This is a genomic window from Synechococcus sp. SynAce01, from assembly GCF_001885215.1.
GTDB classification, from domain to species: domain Bacteria; phylum Cyanobacteriota; class Cyanobacteriia; order PCC-6307; family Cyanobiaceae; genus Regnicoccus; species Regnicoccus frigidus.
In genome coordinates this window covers 2,196,082-2,215,279 of record NZ_CP018091.1, presented here as the reverse complement: position 1 = coordinate 2,215,279, position 19,198 = coordinate 2,196,082, and the positions used below count along the sequence as shown (strand labels likewise).

Genomic DNA, 19,198 nt, shown 5'->3' with positions numbered 1-19,198 from the left:
CTCTGACTGCCGCTTCGATCACTTCTTCAATCACTTTGTCTCCATCCAGTTCGCTCCCCAGCCGGTGTCCACCACCAGGGGAACGCGGAGGCGAACGGCGTTCTCCATCACCCGTTTCACCGTGGCCAGAACGGTGTCGAGGGCGTCGGGGGCCGCCTCCAGCACCAGTTCGTCGTGCACCTGCAGCAACAGTCGGGCGGGCAGCCCTGAGGCGCGCAGCTCCTGATCGAGCTGCACCATCGCCAGCTTGATGATGTCGGCCGATGAGCCTTGGATCGGTGCATTGGCCGCCGCCCGCAGTTGCTGAGCTTCCATTCCCGCGCGGCGGGCCACCTCCAGCTCGATCTCTTCTGGTGGCTTGCCTTTCAGCCGGCCGAGGCCACCGGGGTCAAAGGCGAAGGGGCGGCGACGCCCCAGGATTGTCTCCACATAGCCGCGACTGAGGGCCAGCCGCTCCTGCAGCTCCAGAAAACCGAAAACCCTGGGGTAGCGCTCTTTGTATTTCGAGAGAAACTCCTTGGCCTGCACCTGGCTCACGCCTGTTTCGCGCGCGAAGCGCTGGGCGCCCATGCCGTAGATCACGCCAAAGTTGATTGTTTTGCCCAGGCGGCGCTCCTCTGCTGTCACCTCGGTTTTGTCGAGTAGCAGGCGGGCGGTGAGGGCATGCACGTCGTCGCCGTTGGCGTAGGCCTCCAGCAGCACCTCTTCGCCTGAGAGGTGGGTGAGGATGCGCAGCTCGATCTGGGAGTAATCGGCGCTGATCAGCTGCCAGCCCTCCTGGGGCAGGAAGGCCTTGCGGATGCGGCGGCTGAACTGCGTGCGGATGGGGATGTTCTGCAGGTTGGGATGGCTGCTGGAGAGCCGTCCGGTGGCGGTCACCGCCTGGTTGAAGTCGGTGTGAACGCGGCCGGTTTCTGGCTCCACCAGGGCTGGCAGCGCATCCACATAGGTGCTTTTGAGCTTGCTCAAGGTGCGGTGCTCCAGCACCAGCGGCACCACCGGGTGATCGGCCTCGAGTTTTTCGAGCACGGCCGCGTCGGTGCTCCAGCCCGTTTTTGTCTTGCGCGATTTTTTGCGCTCCAGCCCCAGGGTGTCGAACAGCAGCTCGCCCAGTTGTTTGGGTGAGGCCAGGTTGAACTCCACACCAGCGGCTTCGCGGGCACCGGCCTCGAGGCTGGCGAGAGCGCCGGCCAGTTCTTCGCTCAGGGTCGCCAGATAGGGCTTGTCGATGCGAATGCCGGTGGCCTCCATGCGGGCCAGCACCGGCTCCAGCGGCAACTCCAGCTGATCGAGCAACTGCGGCAGGGCTTCCCCCAGCTGCTGCAGCTGGCCGCGCAGCAGCGGCGTCAGCCGCCAGGTGAGGTGCACATCCATGGCGCAGTAGCGGGCGGCGGCTTCGATCGGCACCCCTGCGAAGGTGTCGCCCTTGGCCACCAGCGCGCTGAAGCCCTCGGGCGCGAAACCGAAATTGCGCTCGGCCAGCACCTCCAGCCCGTGCTTGGCATTGGCATCGCGCAGGTAATCGGCCAACAGGGTGTCCATCACCACCCCCTCCAGGTTCAGGCCATGGCGCAGCAGGATCAGCCGGTCGTACTTGGCGTTCTGCAGGGTTTTGGGGTGCTGGGCACTCTCCAGCCAGGGGGCCAGGGCCGTGAGCACCCCATCGAGGGGCAACTGCCGGGGTGGCACCGGTGCCTGCTCCAGCAGATCAGTGGCTTCCCCGAACTGGTGGGCGATCGGGATGTAGGCCAGATCGGCGGGGGCCTCACCCCAGCAGAGGCCCACTCCCACCAGCTCCGCCTGGAAGGGATTCAAGGAAGTGGTTTCGGTGTCGAGGGCGATCGGCCGGGCGGGATCGCTGGCCGCCATCAGCCGCAACAGCAAGGCTTCGAGCTGCTCTGGGCTCTGGATGATCTGGGGCTGCAGGCTGGGCGCACTTGGATCAGCGGGGCCTGGTGCGGTTTCCTCTGTGCTGGCGGCCGTTGATGCTGCAGACGACGGTCTGGCCGCTGCGGAATCCGGCGAGCCCTCAGCTTGGTGATCGGCCGAGAAAGCCTTCTCAAAGGCCGCCAGCTGCCGGGCCAGGCTGAACAGCTCCAGCTCTTCTAAGCGCAGGCCCAAGGCGGCCCCATCCACGGCGCCGAGCGTCAGCCGCGGTTCGGCCGGCAGGGGGATGTCGATCAGGATCTCGGCGAGCATGCGCGAGCGATAGGCGTTCTCACGGTCGGTTTCGAGCTTTGTTTTGAGGGCACCTTTGTGCTGATCGAGGGCCGCGTAGATGCCATCGAGGTTGAGGTGGGCGTTGAGCAGGGTGATGGCGGTCTTGGGGCCCACCCCCTTGACGCCGGGGATGTTGTCGCTGGCATCGCCGGTGAGGGCCTTGAGGTCCACCACCTCCTCCGGCGTCACGCCGAGCTTGGCCACCACTCCCTCACTCCGGATCAGCAGCGGCCCTGAACTCTTGGCGTACGGGCCACCACCCATGTAGAGCACGGCAATGTCGCGCGCGTCATCGACGAGCTGGAACAGGTCGCGATCACCCGAGAGGATGCGCACCCGCCAGCCGGCGTTCGCCGCCCGGTTGGCCAGGGTGCCGAGCACGTCGTCGGCCTCGAAACCCGGTGCCATGCACAGGGGCAGATCCATGGCCCCAGAGAGGATCTCCTGCAGGTTGGCCAGATCGCTGAAGAAGTGCTCCGGGGCCACATCGCGGTGGGCCTTGTAGCTGGCGTCGGCCTCGTGGCGGAAAGTGGGCTCGGCGGTGTCAAAGGCGATCACCACCCCCTGGGGGGTGAGGCCCTTGACGTTGTCCAGCAACGCCTTGAGGAAGCCATAGGTGACGCTGGTGGGCACCCCCTCCTTGGTGGCCAGACCCCCCTCACCGCCCTTGGCGAAGGCATAGAAGCTGCGGAAGGCCAGCGAGTGGCCATCCACCAGCAGCAACAGGGGCTGCTGAGGCGGACCGGCCTGGGACTGGGGGGCTGCCTTCATTCGCGCCAGCCTGCCACTTCCTGGGGCATTGTGAGCGAGCAGATCCCCTTGCCTACCATCGGTTTCTTTCAGCTCTGGTTTGAGCACCATTGAGATCGAACCGAAAGACCCCCAAGACACCTCGATCAACGCTTGAATCTTCCGATCACCGATGCTCCCGAGCGGCTTGAACTGCTCTGGGGAGTCACTGTTTTTGCTGGCGCTCTGGCCCAGCTGACGGCCGTGCTCACGGGCCTGCCGGCGGTGGTGCTGCTGCTCTCCGCCGGCCTGGTGATCGGCCGCTCCGGCCTTGGCCTGGTCAACCCCTTTCAGCTGGGCAGCGGCCTCGAAACCGTGGTGGGGCTGCTGGTCAGCCTGGTGCTCTTTGATGGCGGCCTCAAGCTCAACCTGCCCCAGCAGGTGGCACGGCTGGCGGTGCTGCGGATCGTGCTGGTGCGCTTGCTGCTGGCCCTGCCCTGCGGCCTGCTGGCGGCCCACTGGCTGGCGGGGCTGAACTGGCCGTTGGCGGCGGTGTTCAGCGCGATCGTGCTGGGCACCGGCCCCACGGTGGTCACCCCCTTGGTGCAGCAGATGCGCCTCGCGCCGCCCCTCGGAGAGGTGCTTGAAGGCGAAGGCCTGGTACTCGAACCATTCGCGGCCGTCCTGGCGCTGCTGCTGCTGGAGCTGGTACTCGGTGGTCTGGGCGGCTGGAAGCAACTCGGTATCGACCTGGTGATTCGCCTCGGTGGCGGTGTGGTGATCGGCCTCCTCAGTGGCCTGTTGCTCTCCGAGCTGCTGCGCCGCCTGCCGGTGGATCCCACCAGTGGCCTGCGCCTGCAGCTCACCCTGGGCATCCTCTTTCTGATGTTCACCGGCTGCGAAGTGCTGCTGCCCGAGTCGGGCTTGCCGGCCTCCGTGGCTGCTGGCTGGATGGTGGGTCGCCGTGACCAGCTCGATTCCGCCCAGCTCGAAACCCTGATCCGCCAGCTGGCTCAGCTGGCGGTCAGCATTTTGTTCCCCCTGCTGGCCGCCGATGTCTCCTGGGCGGAGCTCAGCCCGCTCGGTTTCGGTGGCGTGGCCTGCGTGCTGGCCCTGATGCTGGTGGTGAGGCCCCTGGCCATGGGGATCGCCACAGCCGGCTTACCGCTCAGCCTGCCCCAGAAGGTCTTGCTGGCCTGGCTGGCCCCACGCGGCATCGTCACCGCTGCGGTGGCCAGCCTGTTCGCCCTGCGGCTCGATGAAGCCGGGGTTCCCGGGGCCGGCCAGCTGCAGGGCCTGGTCTTCCTGACGATCCTGATGACGGTGGGCATCCAGGGGCTGACGGCGGCCCCATTGGCGAAACTGCTCGGCCTGGTGCGGCCCGCCCCCAGCGAAAACGAAGTGGACGGCGAAGAGACCAGCGAAGATTCGCTTGGCTCAGGTGGCGAGGCTGCGCTCAAGGCGTGAGCGATCTTCGCCGCTTGGGTGCAGCAGGCACCAGGTGGTGATCAGATCCGGGCCCTGCAGGCTGCCGAGCAGTGCCGCCCGCAGGCTCTTCATCACCACGCCTTTCTTGACGCCAGCCCCACTGGCGGCTACAGCCAACAGCTCCCGGGCCGTGGCGTCGGCCAGCGGTTGATCGCTAGCCGGCAGCGCCTCCAGCAGGGCAGCGAGCGCCGAGCGGGCCTCCGCCGAAGCCAGCTGTCCGGTCGCGGTCGCGTCGTAGCCGGGCCATTCAAAAAACGGACGGGCCTGGTCGAGGCCGTCTTGCAGGGTCACCAGCGACGGGCCGAGCAGGGCGGCGAGTTGCTCGCCCCAGGCCCCATCAGCACTCGAATCCCACCAGCCTGCGGCCTGCCAGAGCGGCAGCAGTTCAGCCAACAGAACGGCAGGGCTGCGCTCATGCAGCACCTGGCTGTTGAGCCAGTTGAGCTTGTCCCAGTCGAAGCGGGCTCCGGCCCGGTTGACCCGCTCAAAACCAAAGGCCGCCGCCGCCTCCGCCAGGCCGAAACGTTCAGCCATGCCCTCGGGCGGCGACCAACCCAGCAGGGTCATGTAATTGACCAGCGCCTCGGCGGTGTAGCCGCGGTCGCGGAAATCAGCCACCGAGGTGACCCCATCGCGCTTGGAGAGCTTGCGCCCTTCGCCATTGAGGATCAGCGGGGTGTGGGCAAACACCGGCAGGGGCAGCCCCAGCGCCTCGTAGAGCAGCAGCTGCTTGGCGGTGTTGGCGATGTGGTCTTCGCCGCGGATCACATGGCTGATCGCCATGGCGGCATCGTCGACGACCACCACCAGGTTGTAGAGGGGATCGCCGATGTCCGCTGCCGGGGCGCGGCGGGCAATCACCATGTCACCGCCGAGGTCGTTGCCGCTCCAGCGCATCTCACCCCGCACCAGATCACTCCAGCCGATCGTGGCCTGGTCGTCGATGCGGAAACGGATCACCGCCTCGCGGCCTTCGGCGGCAAAGGCTGCCTGCTGGGCAGCGCTGAGATCGCGGTGGGCATTGTTGTGGCGTGGCGGTGCGTTGAGGTCCTTCTGCTCCTGGCGCATCTGCTCGAGTTCCGCCTCGCTCATGAAGCAGCGGTAGGCGTGGCCGCTGGCGAGCAACTGGGCAATGGCGGCGCGGTGGGCTTCGATCTGCTCGCTCTGGATCACCGGCTCGCCGTCCCAGCCCAGGCCGAGCCAGGAGAGGCCATCGAGGATGTTGGCGGTGAATTCCGGCTTGGAGCGTTCCTTGTCGGTGTCCTCGATCCGCAGCAGGAACGCACCGCCGTGATGGCGGGCGAACAGCCAGTTGAAAACAGCGGTTCGGGCCGTGCCGATATGAAGCGTGCCGGTGGGGCTGGGAGCCAGGCGTACCCGCACCGTCACAACAACGTTCTCCTTGATGACAAGGGCTCAAAGAGCCAAACGGGACTGACGGGATTCGAACCCGCAACTTCCGCCGTGACAGGGCGGTGCTCTAACCGGTTGAACTACAGTCCCAGATGATGCGAACCGGCAGCGTACTGGCAGACGGGAATCAACCCGGCGCCGGTGCGGCTATCGGTGCCGCCAGAGCGACCACGGCAGTATCAACCGCCGCCTGTCCCGCCGTCAACCAGGAGTGGGCAGGCGGTGCAGCTCCACCAACATCGCCGCGATGCTCTCGGGATTGGCCGCCCGTTCGTCGCTGCAGCTCAACTCGCGCCCCAGCACCGTGGAGCCGAGGTGGGAGAACTGGAGCCGCATCGCGCTCAGGGCCTTCTGGCCGCTGCCGCCGCTGTGGCTGGAGAGCGCCACCGGCAGGCCGTTGAAGAGGCTGCGGAAATCGCTGGTGGTCCGCGAAAGCCAGGCCAGGGCACTGGAGAGGCTGGGGGGCAGCGAGCCGTTGTACTCAGGCGCACAGATCCACAGCCGCTGGTGCAGGCGCAGTTCAGTGGCGAGCCGATCCAGATTCGCTCCTGGTCCCACCGCTTCGGCCGCCGGGGTGTAGAGCGACAGACCCAGGGCGACAAGATCGATCAGCTCAACGCCGTGCCCCTGCTCCGCCGCAATCGAGCTGACGCGTCGCGCCAAGACGAGGTTATGGCCATTGCTGGCCGCCAGGATGAGCATGAAGACGCCAAAGCTGCAGGGAGCCTAGGGACGGAAGCCGGCCGGTTCGATCAAGCGCACCTGGTTACCCCGGGCGGTGAACTCACGACCCTGGTCGCTTTGGACAACAACACGACCACCGGATTTGACCCGGATCACCCGGGCACGGACCCAGCCAAGAGCCGCAGACTCCAGAACTTTGACCACATCACCGGGCTGTAAATCCAACTCCATGTCCGGAACCAGGAAAGTGCAGGAAAGGGCATCGAGCGCGCCGTGGAGGACTTGAACCCCCGACATCAGGTTTTGGAGACCTGCGTTCTACCAACTGAACTAACGGCGCAAGAAGAGGCCCTTTCGCCCGGTGCCCAAGGGCAGCACCGGGAAATTGAAACGACGAATAAAAACGTTGGAACGAAACTTCAGCGATCGAAACGCTGTTTGACGCGGGTGGCCTTACCAACCCGATCGCGCAGGTAGAAGAGCTTGGCCCGGCGAACCTTACCGCGCCGCTCCACCTTGACCGTGGCCACCTGCGGGCTGTGCAGCATGAACACCCGCTCCACACCGATGCCCTGGAAGATGCGCCGGACGGTGATCGTTTCGTTCATGCCGCCGTGGCGCTTGGCAATCACCACGCCCTCGTAAGGCTGAACCCGCTCCTTGTTGCCCTCACTGATGCGCACGCCCACGCGAACGGTGTCGCCCACATAGAGCTCAGGCAGATCGCTCTTGAGCTGCTCGGCTTCAAAGGCCTTAATCAGGTCATAGGCGCAAAGCTTGGGGCCAGCCGGCTTGGCAGCCTCTGGGCTTGCCTCTGGAGCTGCCGTTGCAGTAGCTGCCGTTGAATCGGTTTCGTTGATTTCCGCTGCCATCCCAGTTCCGAGGTTTCTGGCCAAACAACAACTGTAACGCCTCAGCTTTCAGGCTCTGTCTTGGGCTTCGCCTGCGCTGAACGGCGCCATTGCTGCACCGCCATGCCGAAGCCGGTCGCCAGCATCCAGAGCAGGCCCAGCCCATTGAGGGCCACATAAACCGTTTCGCCATGGCGACCGAGCCATTCGCCCTCGTGCAGCACCATCAGCACGTGGGCCTGGTCCCGGCTCAGGCCTCCCCAGTCACGCAGCAGGCGGTAACCCATGCCGCTGAGCACGGTGAGCAACAGTGGTGCCAGCACCAGCGGGGCTAAGCGGCCGTGCCAGCGCCGCAGTCTTGCCATGGCCTGCATGGTCGCTGCCGGAAAGTTGGTAGCTTGTGATTCTGAATTGTTAGGGCGCCCGTCGATGAATCTGTTCGCCGACCTGCTGGCCACGGGCACCGCCACACCGAAGAAAGCGGCGACGGCCACCGCCGTTCAGACCGGTCCGCGCATCCAGAAAGGCCGCCGTGGCGTTGAGATCAAGTCGGCGCGCGAAATCGAGATCATGCGCCAGGCCAGCCGCATCGTCGCCACCGTGCTGCGCGAACTGCTCGAACTGGCCGCTCCCGGCATGACCACCGCCGACCTGGACCGTCAGGCCGAAAAGCGCATCCGCTCGATGGGGGCCACCCCCAGCTTCAAGGGCTATCACGGCTTCCCGGCCAGCATCTGCGCCAGCATCAACAACCAGGTGGTGCACGGCATCCCCAGCTCCAAACAGGTGATCCGCGCAGGCGACCTGCTCAAGATCGACACGGGCGCCTACTACGAGGGGTATCACGGCGACAGCTGCGTGTCCGTCTGCGTGGGTGAGAGCTCCGAGGAGGCGCGCCGGCTGAGTCGGGTGGCCCAGGAGTCGCTGATGAAGGGCCTGGCCCAGGTCAAGGCCGGCAACACCCTGCTCGACATCGCTGGCGCTGTTCAAGACCACGTCGAAGCCCACGGCTATGCCGTCGTGGAGGACTACACCGGCCATGGCGTCGGCCGCAACCTGCACGAAGAGCCTTCGGTGTTCAACTTCCGCACCAACGACCTGCCCAACGTCAAGCTGCGTGCCGGCATGACCCTGGCGGTGGAGCCGATTCTCAACGCCGGCAGCAAGGTCTGCCGCACCCTGGCCGACCGCTGGACCGTGGTCACCGCCGATGGCAGCCTCTCGGCCCAGTGGGAGCACACGATTGTGGTTACCAGTGACGGCTGCGAGATCCTCACCGACCGCGACTTCTAAGCCCGACTGGTCAAGCGGAAGTAGCCGTGGCGCAGGGCCGTCACCAGCGGCATCAGCGCATAGGTGAGCGGGTTGGGGGTCACGATGATCAGGCCCAGATGGCGGCGTGCCTGGGCGATCACCTGGCCGGCCACAAAGTCGGCGCCCATCACGCCGTAGGGATTGAGGCCGGACCGGAACGGCCCTAGCACCAGGCGGCGGATGCGGCAGGGGTTGGCGCCGCTGCAATCGAGGGCCCGTAGGCTCAGCAGCTGTCCCAGCAGCCGCTTGCTGATCTCATACAGCGGGCTCACTGCCGGCAGGATCTCCGCCTCTGAGGTGTTCACCCACAGCTCCCGGGCCGGGCTACCGGCCGGGCGCTCCGGCAGGGAGAGGAACAGCTCCACCAGCCGCCAGGCGCTGAGCGCGTTCACCTCCAGGCTGCGCTCAACCGCTCCAGCACTGCGGTCACCAAAGCTATTAACGCCGTGGTTGATCACCAGAATGTCCACCTGCTCGAGCAACGCGCCCAGGGCCTGCTCCTCCCCGCAGCGCCACTGAACCGAACGCAGGGGGATCGGCGCACCGGAGCTGCCCGCGATGCTGAGGGGGCTGGTCTGGCTGGTCAGGCCGATCAGCCGTGCTCCCTGGCCATCGAAGCGGCGCAGCAGGGCCTGACCCAGAGAACCAGCGGCGCCACTGACCGCCACGGTTCGATCGCGCAGGGGAAGAAGGGGGCGGAACACCGGCAGGGAATCACACGGCCACCCAGTGTCGGTGGCCGGTTGCCATCGGCTGAGCGGCCCCCACCTAGATTGGGTCTCCCTGGCGCAGATCATTCATGAGCAGCACCCTGCTGATCGGGTCCTGCGATCCCTTCAGCGGCAAGTCGGCCCTTGTGCTCGGTCTGGCGCGCATGCTCACCCGCCAGGGCGTGCCCGTGCGCTTCGGCAAGCCGCTGGCCACCAGCCTTCGCCTCGGTCGCTCCGGCCAAGACGATGGCGAGACACGCCTGATCGACGATGACGTTGCCTTCATCGGCAGCATGCTGGGCCTGGCCGCGGCCAATTTGCTGCCGTCCCTGGATCTGCAGCACCCGGACACCGCCAGCGATCGCCTGCTGGCGGGGTCATTGAGCGCCGGTGATCGTTTCACCCAGCTGCAGCAGCAGCTGCAGGCCTACCCCGATGGGATCAACCTGCTGGAAGCCGCCGGCAGCCTCAGTGAAGGCTTGCTTTACGGGCTCAGCCTCTCCCAATTGGCCCAAGGCCTTGAAGCGCCGGTGGTGCTGGTCCACCTCTGGGCCGACAGCCGCAGCGTGGAGCCCTTGCTGCAGGCCCGCTCCCAGCTTGGTGAGCGGCTGGCCGGGGTCGTGCTCAATGCGGTCAACCCTGAGGACGTCGAGGGGATGAACGCCGAGGTGGTGCCAGCGATCGAACGGCTCGGGCTGCCGGTGTTCGGTGTGATGCCGCGCAGTCCGTTGCTGCGCAGCGTCACGGTCGAGGAACTGGTCGAGCGCCTCGGCGCCCGGGTTCTGTGTTGCCCCGAGCGGCTCGATCTGCTGGTGGAAACCCTCTCGATCGGGGCGATGAACGTCAACTCCGCCATGGAGTTCTTCCGCCGTCGCCGCAACATGGCCGTGGTCACCGGCGCTGATCGCACCGACATCCAGCTGGCGGCCTTAGAAGCGTCCACCCAGTGCCTGATCCTCACCGGTGTCGGTGAACCGATGGCCCAGCTGATCAGCCGGGCGGAGGAACTGGACGTTCCGGTGTTGAAGGTGGAACACGACACCCTCACCACCGTGGAGGTGATCGAGCGGGCGTTCGGCCATGTGCGCCTGCATGAGTCCGTCAAGGCCAGCTACGCGATGCGTCTGGTGGAGGAGCACTGCCGCTTCGAACGCCTGCTCGAGCGCCTGCAGCTGGCGAATGGGCTTGCCCCGCAAGGGCGCTGCTAGTTTCTTGCGGTCGATTGCCTGATCTCGGTGACCCGGTCTCTTGATCTGCCCTCGCTGGACCGGGTGGATACCCTCGCCCAGGAGCTGGCCCTGCTTCAGGACACGGGCAAGCGCCGGATCGCCATCCTCGGCAGTCGTCACGTGCCGGTGGTGTCGATCCACCTGGTGGAGCTGGTGTCGCGATCCCTGGCCCAGGAAGGGCACAACCTGGTGACCTCAGGCTCCCAGGGCGTGAATGCGGCGGTCATCCGCGGGGTGCTCAGCGTCGACCCGGCCCGGCTGACGGTGCTGCTGCCCCAGAGCCTCGATCGCCAGCCAGGCGAATCCCGCGACCAGCTCGAGCAGGTGCTCCACCTCGTGGAGAAGCCCGAGCACGACGACCTGCCCCTGCCGATGGCCAGCAGCCTCTGCAACCAGGAGATCATCGGCCGCTCCGACCAGCTGATCTGCTTCGCCTTCCACGACAGCGAAACCCTGCTCTCCAGCTGCCGCACCGCCGAGGACATGGGCAAGGTGGTCAGCCTGTTGTTCTTCGATTGATCAACCCCCGATCAGGGATCAGGGGCGGCCAGCACCTCCAGTCGGGTGCCGACCCGGCGCAGCACGACCACCTCATCGCCCGCAGCCAGGCTGCCGGCCGCTGCCTCAAGCAGTTCGGCCCGCCAGCTCTGGCCCTGCCAGCGCACCCGGCCCTTGCCGAGATGGTTGAAGGCCTGGATCACTTCAGCCCGTTCGCTGCCGGGGCTGCTGAGTGCGTCGGGCTGGAGGCGACCCCGCAACGACCAGCGGCGCAGAACGCCGTAGCCCGCCAGGAACAGAACCAGGAATCCCGCCAGCTGCAATCCGGCGGCCAGGCCCGGCCACAGGGCGGTCAGCGCCGAGAGCAACAGGGCGGCGACAGCGCCGATCAGCAGGCCATCGATGCTGGGAAAGATCCATTCCAGCAACAACAGGCCACCTCCGGCCACCAGCCAGATCAGGGGGATCATCAGGGCAGGGGCCTCATCGAAACAGGGCGGCGAAATCCAGTCTGGAGGAACTGCCTGCTCGGGGCGAGAACGCGCCGTCCCTAGCCTGGTTCGGCTCCTCGATTGAGGGGAGTTGTCCTGCGCACTGGCACCCCATGGAAGGTCTGCTTTCGATTCCCGCCCTGCTGGTGATCGCCGTCCTCGGTGCCAGCGGCGTCAAGGTGACCAGCGGCGGCCGCTCGCTGCTGGTGGAGCGGCTGGGCCGCTACGACCGCCAGCTGCAGCCTGGCCTCTCGTTCGTGCTGCCGGGCCTGGAGCGGGTGGTCAGCAACCAGTCGCTGAAGGAACGGGTGCTCGACATCGCCCCCCAGAAGTGCATCACCCGCGACAACGTCTCGATCACGGTGGATGCGGTGGTGTATTGGCAGTTGCTGGAGCATGCCAAGGCCCACTACGCCGTCGATGATCTGCAGGCGGCGATGGTGAATCTGGTGCTCACCCAGATCCGGGCCGAGATGGGCAAGCTCGACCTCGACCAGACCTTCACCACCCGCCAGGACGTCAACGAGATGCTGCTGCGCGAACTCGACCAGGCCACCGATCCCTGGGGGGTCAAGGTGACCCGGGTGGAGCTGCGCGACATCATGCCCTCGCCTGGCGTTCAGCAGGCGATGGAGATGCAGATGAGCGCCGAGCGCGAGAAGCGGGCGGCGGTGCTGCGCTCTGAAGGGCTGCGGGAGGCCGAGGTGAATGCCGCCAAAGGCCGGGCCGAGGCGGTGCTGCTCGATGCCGAAGCCCAGGCCAAGCAGCAGGAGATGCTGGCCAAGGCCCGGGCCCTGGCGGCCGGCGAACTGGCCCGTCTGATCGATTCGAGCCCGTCAGGCTCCGAAGCCCTGCGCTTGTTGCTGGCCCGCGACTGGATCACCATGGGAGAAGAGCTCAGCAACGCCAAAGGCGGCAGCGTGCTGATGGTGGATCCCCAGAGCCCGGCCTCGCTGCTCACCGCCCTGCGCGGACTGCAGCAGGGGTGAGCGGCCAGCACCAGGCCCGCCAGGCTTCAGCAGCTTCAGCCCGCCACCACCGCTTTCAGCCCCTCGCCGTAGAGCACGGCGCTGCAGAGCAGACCGACCAGCCAGCAGAGCCCGCGCAGGGGCGGCACATTGCCCACATAGGCGCCGATGTAGGCGACACGCAGCAGCGGATGCAGCCAGGCCGCCGCAATCGCCAGCGGGGCATCGACGCCGGCCAGCAGCGCCAGCAGGCAGGCCGGCGCATGCAGGCTGAACGACTCGAAGCAGTTCTGATGGGCCCAGCTGGCCCGCTTGCCCCAGGCCGGCAGCCGCTCGAACATCGCCCGCGGGGCAGCCAGATCGGCGGGGGTGAAATCGGCCTTGGCGCGGCCCATGCCGAGCGGAACCAGGCTGAAGACCACCACGGCGCCAGCGAGCAGCAACGACCAGGCCGGAGCTGCCGCCGGGCTGCCCAAGGAGACAGTGGCGAAAAGGGTCGCGAACATGGCGGCTGCGGAGGGTCGGAGGCCTCTTTCTAAGCTGGGCGCCCCCCTCGCCGCGCTCCCTTGCCATGGCCGACAGCTACTCCTTTGACGTGGTTTCGGATTTCGATCGGCAGGAGCTGGTGAACGCCATTGATCAGGCGCGCCGCGAAGTGGGCCAGCGCTACGACCTCAAGGATTCCAAAACCGAGATCGAGCTGGAGGAAGCCAGCCTGACGATCACCACCGCCAGCGACATGACCCTGGAGGCCGTCACCGACGTGCTGCGCCAGAAGGCCACCAAACGGGAGCTGTCCTTGAAGATCTTCGATTTTCAAACCGCCGAGCCGGTGGGCGGCAACCGCGTCCAGCAGGTGGTGAAGCTGCGCAAGGGCCTCAGCCAGGAGCTGGCCAAGAAGCTCTCGAAAACCGTGCGCGACCAGATCAAGAAGGTGACCGTGGCCATCCAGGGCGAGAGCCTGCGGGTCACCGGCAAAAACAAGGACGACCTGCAGCAGGTGATCCAGCTGCTGCGCGCCGAGGACCTGGAGCTGCCGCTGCAGTTCGAGAACTATCGCTGAAGCCAGCTCCCTGAAAGCTGTGTGCTCCGGTTCCGGCTGGCAGTTCTGGATCGACCGGGGCGGCACCTTCACCGATCTGGTCGGTCGCGCCCCCAGCGGCGAGCTGGTGGTGCGCAAGGTGCTCTCCGAGCAACCCGGGCAGCCGGGAGATCCCGCCGTGGCCGCCATGCGCACGCTGCTGGGGGTGGGCGCTGGCCTGCCGCTGCCGCCAGGGGCGGTGGAGGAGGTGCGGCTGGGCACCACGGTGGCCACCAACGCCCTGCTGGAGGGCCAGGGCGCCCCGACGCTGCTGCTGATCACGCGCGGATTCGCCGATGCGCTCTGGATCGGCGATCAGCACCGCCCCGATCTGTTTGCCCTTGGCATCGAGCGTCCGGCTCCCCTGTATCGGCAGGTGCTGGAGGTGGAGGGGCGGCTGGCGGCCGATGGCCAGGAACTGGCCCCCTTGCGGCTCGATGCCGAGCTGGAGGAGGCGATCAGCCAGGCCCGGACCGGCGGAATCAGCAGCTGCGCCGTTGCCCTGCTGCACAGCTGCCGCCATCCCCGCCAGGAGCGGCAGCTGGGCGACTGGCTGCAGCGCTTCGACTTCCACCAGGTGGTGCTCTCCCACCGGGTGGGCCTGCGCCCCCGCCTGCTGCCCCGCGCCCAGACCTCCGTCGTCGAGGCCTGCGTCGCCCCGGTGCTGGCGGCCTATCTGGAGCGGCTGCAACGCGAGCTGGGGCCGCATTGCCGCCTGCGGGTGATGCAGTCGAGCGGGGGATTGATCGCCCCGGAACTGCTCTGCGCCAAGGACACGATCCTCTCCGGCCCCGCCGGTGGCCTGGTGGCCGCCGTCAAGCTGGCGGGCGGGTCCACGCCGATCGTCGGTTTCGACATGGGCGGCACCTCCACCGATGTGTTCCATGCCGAGGCCGCCGGGCCGGGAAGTGGAAATGGACGTGGCGATGGCGTTTGCAGAGGAAGTGGCTTGGAGCGGCTGGAGGAGACGGAGATCGCCGGTCTCCGCCTGCAGGCGGAACGACTGCCGATCCACACCGTGGCGGCCGGGGGTGGCTCGCGGCTCCACTTCGATGGCCAGCGATTGCAGGTGGGGCCGGCCTCGGCCGGGGCCGATCCAGGCCCGGCTTGCTACCGCCGCGGCGGGCCGCTCACCATCACCGACGCCAACCTGTTGCTGGGCCGCCTGCAGCCGGCGGCCTTTCCGGCGGTGTTCGGCCCCGGCGGAGATCAGGGGCCCGATCCGGAGCTGGTGAGCCAGCTGTTCGAGGAGCTGGCCGAGCGGGTCGCCCTGGCGACGGGACGGGCGAGCACGCCTGAAGCCCTGGCCGAAGGAGCCCTGGCGATCGCCAACGACCGGATGGCCGAAGCGATCAGGCGGATTTCGATCCAGCGCGGCCATGACATCCGCGGTGCCACCTTGGTTTGCTACGGCGGCGCCGGCGGCCAGCACGCCTGCGCCCTCGCCGAGCGGCTGGGCATCCGTCGGCTGCTGCTCCATCCCCTGGCCGGAGTGCTCTCGGCCTATGGCATCGGCCTGGCCGACCAGCGGCTGCTGCGCGAGGAGGTGGTGCGTGAACCCCTCGATGCGGCGCTGGTGGCACGGCTGCGGCAGCGGGCCGCCGCGCTGGTTGAAGCGAATCCCGCCCCCAGGGCCGAGTTCAGTGTTGGGGTGCGGCTCGCCGCCAGTGAGCTGACCCTGCCGTTGCCCCTGGCTGCGGCGCCGGCCCTGCGCGAGGCGTTCGAGCGGGCCCATCGCCAGCGCTTCGGCCATGGCCCCGAGGGCGACGGGCCAGAAGGTCCGGATCTGGTGGTGGAGTGGCTGCTGGTGGAGCTGGTGGACCCGGGCCCCGAACCGGAAGCTGTCTGCCCACCTCCATCCGCCTCGCCGCAAGGGGGCAAGGACCAACCCATCCGGCTCTACTGGGGAGGCGAGTGGCACGACGTTCCCCTGCACCGTCGCGAGGATCTGCCGCCGGCAGCGCGGCTGAGCGGGCCGGCGCTGGTGGTGGAGGCCAACGGCAGCCTGGTGCTCGCCCCTGGCTGGAGGGCGGAACTGCAGGCCGGCGAGATCCTGCTGCTGACCCACACCGAAGCGCCTGGCGATGCACACGCCCATCGGGGCTCCGAGGCCGTCGATCCGGTCAGCCTGGAGCTGTTCAACCATCGCTTCAGCGCGGTGGCCGAGCAGATGGGCGTACGGCTGCAGCAGAGCGCCCGCTCGGTGAACATCCGCGAGCGTCTCGATTTCTCCTGCGCTGTCTTTGACGGGGCCGGCGAGCTGGTGGCCAATGCACCACACATCCCCGTGCATCTGGGCTCGATGGGGGCCAGCGTCGCCGGCCTGCTGGCGGCGGTGCGCCGCGGCGACCATCCAGCGCTGCGGCCCGGCGATGGGATCGTCTCCAACCACCCCGCCCACGGCGGTACCCACCTGCCCGATCTCACCGTGATCACACCGGTGTTCACAGGCGGGACTGGCAATGGCAATGGCAATAGCAACGGCAACGAGCAGCCCTTTCCACTCCCTGATTTCTTCCTGGCCTCTCGCGGCCACCACGCCGATGTGGGCGGGATCACCCCAGGTTCGATGCCCCCCTTCAGCCAAACGCTTGAGCAGGAGGGGCTGCTGCTCGACAATGTGCCGCTGTTGCGCCAGGGCAAACTCCTGGCCGATGACTGGCGGCGGCGGCTGGCGGCTGGCCCCTGGCCAGTGCGCAATCCCGAGCAGCTCCTGGCCGACCTGCAGGCCCAGGTGGCCGCCAACCAGCTGGGCGCCGGGCTGCTGCAAGCCCTGGCTGAGCGCGAGGGGCTGGGGGTGGTGCGGGCCTACATGGCCCACGTTCAGGACAACGGCGCCGAGGCGGTACGGCAGGTGATCGATCGCCTCACTTCGGGTCAGTTCCGCCTGCCCCTCGATGGCGGCCTGATGATTGAGGTGGCGGTGCGCATCGATCGCCGCGGCCGCCGGGCCGTGATCGACTTCAGCGGCACATCCGGCCAGGATGGCGGAAACCGCAACGCGCCCCTGGCGATCACCCAGGCAGTGGTGCTCTACGTGTTTCGCTGCCTGGTGGGGAAAGAGGTGCCACTCAACGCCGGCTGCTACAGGCCGCTGCAGCTGATCGTGCCGCCCGGCTCCCTGCTGCACCCGGGGCCAGAGGCCGCGGTGGTGGCCGGCAACGTCGAAACCTCCCAGGCGATCGCCAACGCCCTGTTTGGAGCGCTCGGCGTGATGGCCGCGGCCCAGGGCACGATGAACAACCTCAGCTTCGGCGACAGCCGCCACCAGTACTACGAGACGATCTGCGGTGGTTGCGGCGCCGGCCGCCAGCTGGATGGAGTGGGGTTTGCCGGCGCCTCGGCCGTGCAGAGCCACATGACCAACTCTCGCCTCACCGATCCCGAAATCCTTGAGGAACGCTTTCCGGTGCGCCTGGAATCGTTCGCCCTGCGGCGGGGCAGCGGTGGCAGCGGCCGTTGGCCCGGTGGCGACGGGGTGGTGCGGGAGATCCGCTTTCTCGAGCCGATGACCGCTGCGATCCTCTCCGGATCGCGCCAGGTGGCGCCCTTCGGCCTCGCCGGCGGTGGTCCTGGCCAGCCGGGCCGCAACCGCTGGATCGGCGCCGATGGCCGCGAGCAGGAGCTGGGTGGCAGCATTGAGCTGGCCGTGGAGGCCGGCGACAGACTGATCATCGAAACTCCCGGTGGCGGTGGCTATGGCAAGGCCTGAACAGCGGCTGGGCCTTCTGAGTTGGGGCCTGCTGGCGAAGTGCTTTCTGGGGAGCGGCCTGCTGCTGACACCTCTGGCCAGCGCCAACGTGCTGCAGGAAGGCGGAGAGCGCTTTTCGCCGGTGCGCTCCAGTGGCGGCATGGTGGCGAGCCAGGAAGCTGAAGCGTCGCGGGTAGGGCGTGACATCCTGCGCCGGGGTGGCAATGCCGTGGACGCCGCGGTGGCCACCTCCTTCGCCCTGGCGGTGACGCTGCCCCAGGCCGGCAACATCGGCGGCGGCGGTTTTCTGGTGCTGTGGCGGCCCGACACGGCAACGGCAGGAGCGCCCCTGCTGGGGGGGGAGACGCGGGTGGGACGGGGGCGGGCGGTGACGATCAATTTCCGGGAGAAGGCCCCCCTGGCTGCCCGGGCCGATCTCTTCCTTGCTGCCGATGGATCGGTGGATCGCCTCAAGGCCACCCGCAGCCTGCTGAGCACGGGCGTGCCTGGCACCGTGGCCGGGCTGGTGCTGGCCCAGCGCCGCTACGGACGCCTGCCGCTCGCCGCCGTGATCGCCCCTGCGATCGCCCTGGCCAAAGATGGAATCGTGGTCAGCCACGAGCTAGCGGGCTCCTTGAAGGCGGCGGCCCCACGGCTCAAGGCCGACCCCACCTCAGCCCAGCTGTTCTTCAAGCCCGGCGGTCTGGCCTATGCGCCCGGTGATCGGCTGCGCCAGCCCCTGCTGGCCGCCACCCTCGGCCGCATCGCCCGCGAAGGGGAAGAGGGTTTCTACGCCGGGCCGGTGGCGGACCAGCTGGTGGCCCTGATGCGTGAGCAAGGCGGGTTGATCACTGCCGCCGACCTCAGCGCTTACCGCGCCAGGGCGATGGCTCCGCTGATCGGTGATTGGCGCGGCCATGCCGTCATCGCCATGCCGCCACCCAGCTCTGGGGGCGTCACCTTGATCCAGCTGCTGCGCATGCTCGAGGGCTTCGATCTGGCGGCCATGGGGCTCAACAGCGCCGCCAGCCTGCACTTGATGGTGGAGGCGATGAACCTGGCCTACCTGGATCGCAACGCCCTGCTCGGTGACCCCCGCTTCGTGGCGATGCCCCTGGAGAAGCTGCTCAGCTCCGCCTACGCCTCCCGCCAACGGGCCCGCATCCAGCTCAACCGCCATACGCCCTCCCTGCAGCTCTCGCCACAGGCACCTGGCCTCCAGGAAGGCCCCAACACCACCCACCTCTCGGTGATCGACCGTGACGGCAGCCTGGTGGCCACCACCACCACACTCAACTTCGCCTTCGGCAATGGGGTGAGTGTGCCCGGAGCCGGTTTCCTGCTCAACAACGAGATGGACGACTTCACGGCCAAACCGGGCGTGCCCAACGCCTTCGGCCTGGTGCAAGGGGAGGCCAACGCGATCGCGCCGGGCAAACAGCCGCTCTCCTCGATGGCGCCCACGCTGGTGCTCGACCGACGCGGCGGGCCACTCCTGGCCACCGGCAGCCCGGGTGGCAGCCGCATCATCACCATCGTGCTGCAGGTGCTGCTTAATCGCCTCGAGCACGGCCTCAACCTGGCCTCAGCCGTGGCCACCAGCCGGATCCACAGCCAGCTCTGGCCCGATCAGCTCAGCCACGAGCAGGGCCTCAGCCCCGACAGCCTGCGGTTGCTGCAAAACCTGGGCCACCAGTTGCAGCCATCACGGGCGATGGGCTCTGCCCATTCGGTTGAGGCCCTGCCGGAAGGCGGCAGCCTGGGGGTGGCGGACCCCCGCCGCTCCGGAGCCCTGGCCATCGGCGAATGAAGCCCACTCCCGCAGACTGTG

17 protein-coding genes and 2 tRNA genes are annotated in these 19,198 nt (G+C 67.7%); 8 read left to right on the top strand and 11 right to left on the bottom strand.

Going from position 1 to position 19,198, the window contains the following annotated elements; genetic code table 11:
* Window positions 1–30: 30 nt before the first annotated feature.
* A complete protein-coding gene (polA, locus tag BM449_RS11525; protein WP_071801337.1) occupies window positions 31–2,991 on the bottom strand; it encodes a DNA polymerase I in 2,961 nt (986 codons plus the stop codon).
* A 132-nt stretch (window positions 2,992–3,123) separates the two neighbouring features.
* On the opposite strand from polA, the gene BM449_RS11520 reads away from it, so the two are divergent.
* Complete coding sequence (locus BM449_RS11520; RefSeq protein ID WP_233830698.1) at window positions 3,124–4,416, top strand: cation:proton antiporter; 1,293 nt, start codon at window positions 3,124–3,126, stop codon at window positions 4,414–4,416.
* Here BM449_RS11520 and gltX read toward each other — a convergent pair.
* The 7 genes from gltX to BM449_RS11485 all read right to left on the bottom strand — a co-directional run bounded on the left by gltX (window position 4,387) and on the right by BM449_RS11485 (window position 7,759).
* Window positions 4,387–5,826 carry a glutamate--tRNA ligase gene (gltX, locus tag BM449_RS11515; RefSeq protein ID WP_071801336.1) on the bottom strand — a complete coding sequence of 480 codons (1,440 nt, stop codon included), beginning with the start codon at window positions 5,824–5,826 and terminating at the stop codon, window positions 4,387–4,389. The two genes, BM449_RS11520 and gltX, sit on opposite strands and share 30 nt — an antisense overlap.
* A gap of 40 nt (window positions 5,827–5,866) precedes the next feature.
* Window positions 5,867–5,940: transfer RNA gene (locus BM449_RS11510), tRNA-Asp, on the bottom strand.
* Between the two features lie 111 nt (window positions 5,941–6,051).
* Window positions 6,052–6,552, bottom strand: coding sequence for an NAD(P)H-dependent oxidoreductase (locus BM449_RS11505; RefSeq protein WP_071801335.1), 501 nt, complete (start codon window positions 6,550–6,552; stop codon window positions 6,052–6,054).
* 24 nt (window positions 6,553–6,576) lie between these two features.
* The gene (locus tag BM449_RS11500) at window positions 6,577–6,765 is read right to left on the bottom strand and encodes a hyperconserved protein Hcp (RefSeq protein ID WP_006043540.1); all 189 of its coding nucleotides are present in this window, start codon (window positions 6,763–6,765) and stop codon (window positions 6,577–6,579) included.
* 36 nt (window positions 6,766–6,801) lie between these two features.
* Window positions 6,802–6,874: transfer RNA gene (locus tag BM449_RS11495), tRNA-Trp, on the bottom strand.
* A gap of 79 nt (window positions 6,875–6,953) precedes the next feature.
* The gene (gene rplS, locus BM449_RS11490; RefSeq protein ID WP_071801334.1) at window positions 6,954–7,406 is read right to left on the bottom strand and encodes a 50S ribosomal protein L19; all 453 of its coding nucleotides are present in this window, start codon (window positions 7,404–7,406) and stop codon (window positions 6,954–6,956) included.
* Window positions 7,407–7,447: 41 nt separating this feature from the next.
* Window positions 7,448–7,759 (bottom strand): peptidase, encoded by a 312-nt coding sequence (locus BM449_RS11485; RefSeq protein WP_071801333.1) that lies wholly within the window; start codon window positions 7,757–7,759, stop codon window positions 7,448–7,450.
* Between the two features lie 55 nt (window positions 7,760–7,814).
* Here BM449_RS11485 and map point away from each other — a divergent pair, with 55 nt between their 5' ends.
* Window positions 7,815–8,678 carry a type I methionyl aminopeptidase gene (map, locus tag BM449_RS11480; protein WP_071801332.1) on the top strand — a complete coding sequence of 288 codons (864 nt, stop codon included), beginning with the start codon at window positions 7,815–7,817 and terminating at the stop codon, window positions 8,676–8,678.
* Here the strand turns inward: map and BM449_RS11475 are convergent.
* Window positions 8,675–9,403, bottom strand: coding sequence for an NAD-dependent epimerase/dehydratase family protein (locus BM449_RS11475; protein ID WP_071801331.1), 729 nt, complete (start codon window positions 9,401–9,403; stop codon window positions 8,675–8,677). The two genes, map and BM449_RS11475, sit on opposite strands and share 4 nt — an antisense overlap.
* A gap of 95 nt (window positions 9,404–9,498) precedes the next feature.
* On the opposite strand from BM449_RS11475, the gene BM449_RS11470 reads away from it, so the two are divergent.
* Together BM449_RS11470 and BM449_RS11465 are read left to right on the top strand one after the other, a co-directional pair.
* Window positions 9,499–10,617 carry a phosphotransacetylase family protein gene (locus BM449_RS11470; protein WP_071801330.1) on the top strand — a complete coding sequence of 373 codons (1,119 nt, stop codon included), beginning with the start codon at window positions 9,499–9,501 and terminating at the stop codon, window positions 10,615–10,617.
* Between the two features lie 27 nt (window positions 10,618–10,644).
* Window positions 10,645–11,157, top strand: coding sequence for a DNA recombination-mediator protein A (locus BM449_RS11465; protein WP_071801329.1), 513 nt, complete (start codon window positions 10,645–10,647; stop codon window positions 11,155–11,157).
* An 11-nt stretch (window positions 11,158–11,168) separates the two neighbouring features.
* On the opposite strand, the gene BM449_RS11460 is transcribed toward BM449_RS11465, so the two are convergent.
* Window positions 11,169–11,606 carry an NfeD family protein gene (locus tag BM449_RS11460; protein WP_071801328.1) on the bottom strand — a complete coding sequence of 146 codons (438 nt, stop codon included), beginning with the start codon at window positions 11,604–11,606 and terminating at the stop codon, window positions 11,169–11,171.
* A gap of 134 nt (window positions 11,607–11,740) precedes the next feature.
* Here BM449_RS11460 and BM449_RS11455 point away from each other — a divergent pair, with 134 nt between their 5' ends.
* Window positions 11,741–12,616, top strand: a complete 876-nt coding sequence (locus BM449_RS11455) for an SPFH domain-containing protein (protein WP_071801327.1) — start codon at window positions 11,741–11,743, stop codon at window positions 12,614–12,616.
* Window positions 12,617–12,651: 35 nt separating this feature from the next.
* Here BM449_RS11455 and BM449_RS11450 read toward each other — a convergent pair whose 3' ends face one another.
* Window positions 12,652–13,101, bottom strand: a complete 450-nt coding sequence (locus tag BM449_RS11450) for an MAPEG family protein (RefSeq protein WP_071801326.1) — start codon at window positions 13,099–13,101, stop codon at window positions 12,652–12,654.
* Window positions 13,102–13,166: 65 nt separating this feature from the next.
* Here BM449_RS11450 and BM449_RS11445 point away from each other — a divergent pair, with 65 nt between their 5' ends.
* From BM449_RS11445 to ggt, 3 genes are read left to right on the top strand one after another with little or no spacing between them, the layout of a single operon-like run.
* The gene (locus BM449_RS11445; RefSeq protein ID WP_071801325.1) at window positions 13,167–13,658 is read left to right on the top strand and encodes a YajQ family cyclic di-GMP-binding protein; all 492 of its coding nucleotides are present in this window, start codon (window positions 13,167–13,169) and stop codon (window positions 13,656–13,658) included.
* Between the two features lie 19 nt (window positions 13,659–13,677).
* Window positions 13,678–17,388 (top strand): hydantoinase B/oxoprolinase family protein, encoded by a 3,711-nt coding sequence (locus BM449_RS11440; protein WP_071801324.1) that lies wholly within the window; start codon window positions 13,678–13,680, stop codon window positions 17,386–17,388.
* Window positions 17,375–19,177 carry a gamma-glutamyltransferase gene (ggt, locus tag BM449_RS11435; RefSeq protein ID WP_083544523.1) on the top strand — a complete coding sequence of 601 codons (1,803 nt, stop codon included), beginning with the start codon at window positions 17,375–17,377 and terminating at the stop codon, window positions 19,175–19,177. The genes BM449_RS11440 and ggt overlap by 14 nt, the downstream gene beginning before the upstream one ends.
* Window positions 19,178–19,198 lie beyond the last annotated feature (21 nt).

Excerpts from the sequence above, each read along its gene's own strand:
- polA (WP_071801337.1), bottom strand. The coding sequence starts at position 2,991 with ATGAAGGCAGCCCCCCAGTCCCAGGCCGGTCCGCCTCAGCAGCCCCTG.
- BM449_RS11505 (WP_071801335.1), bottom strand. The coding sequence starts at position 6,552 with ATGCTCATCCTGGCGGCCAGCAATGGCCATAACCTCGTCTTGGCGCGA.
- BM449_RS11500 (WP_006043540.1), bottom strand. The coding sequence starts at position 6,765 with ATGGAGTTGGATTTACAGCCCGGTGATGTGGTCAAAGTTCTGGAGTCT.
- rplS (WP_071801334.1), bottom strand. The coding sequence starts at position 7,406 with ATGGCAGCGGAAATCAACGAAACCGATTCAACGGCAGCTACTGCAACG.
- BM449_RS11485 (WP_071801333.1), bottom strand. The coding sequence starts at position 7,759 with ATGCAGGCCATGGCAAGACTGCGGCGCTGGCACGGCCGCTTAGCCCCG.
- map (WP_071801332.1), top strand. The coding sequence starts at position 7,815 with ATGAATCTGTTCGCCGACCTGCTGGCCACGGGCACCGCCACACCGAAG.
- BM449_RS11470 (WP_071801330.1), top strand. The coding sequence starts at position 9,499 with ATGAGCAGCACCCTGCTGATCGGGTCCTGCGATCCCTTCAGCGGCAAG.
- BM449_RS11460 (WP_071801328.1), bottom strand. The coding sequence starts at position 11,606 with ATGATCCCCCTGATCTGGCTGGTGGCCGGAGGTGGCCTGTTGTTGCTG.
- BM449_RS11455 (WP_071801327.1), top strand. The coding sequence starts at position 11,741 with ATGGAAGGTCTGCTTTCGATTCCCGCCCTGCTGGTGATCGCCGTCCTC.
- BM449_RS11450 (WP_071801326.1), bottom strand. The coding sequence starts at position 13,101 with ATGTTCGCGACCCTTTTCGCCACTGTCTCCTTGGGCAGCCCGGCGGCA.
- BM449_RS11445 (WP_071801325.1), top strand. The coding sequence starts at position 13,167 with ATGGCCGACAGCTACTCCTTTGACGTGGTTTCGGATTTCGATCGGCAG.
- ggt (WP_083544523.1), top strand. The coding sequence starts at position 17,375 with ATGGCAAGGCCTGAACAGCGGCTGGGCCTTCTGAGTTGGGGCCTGCTG.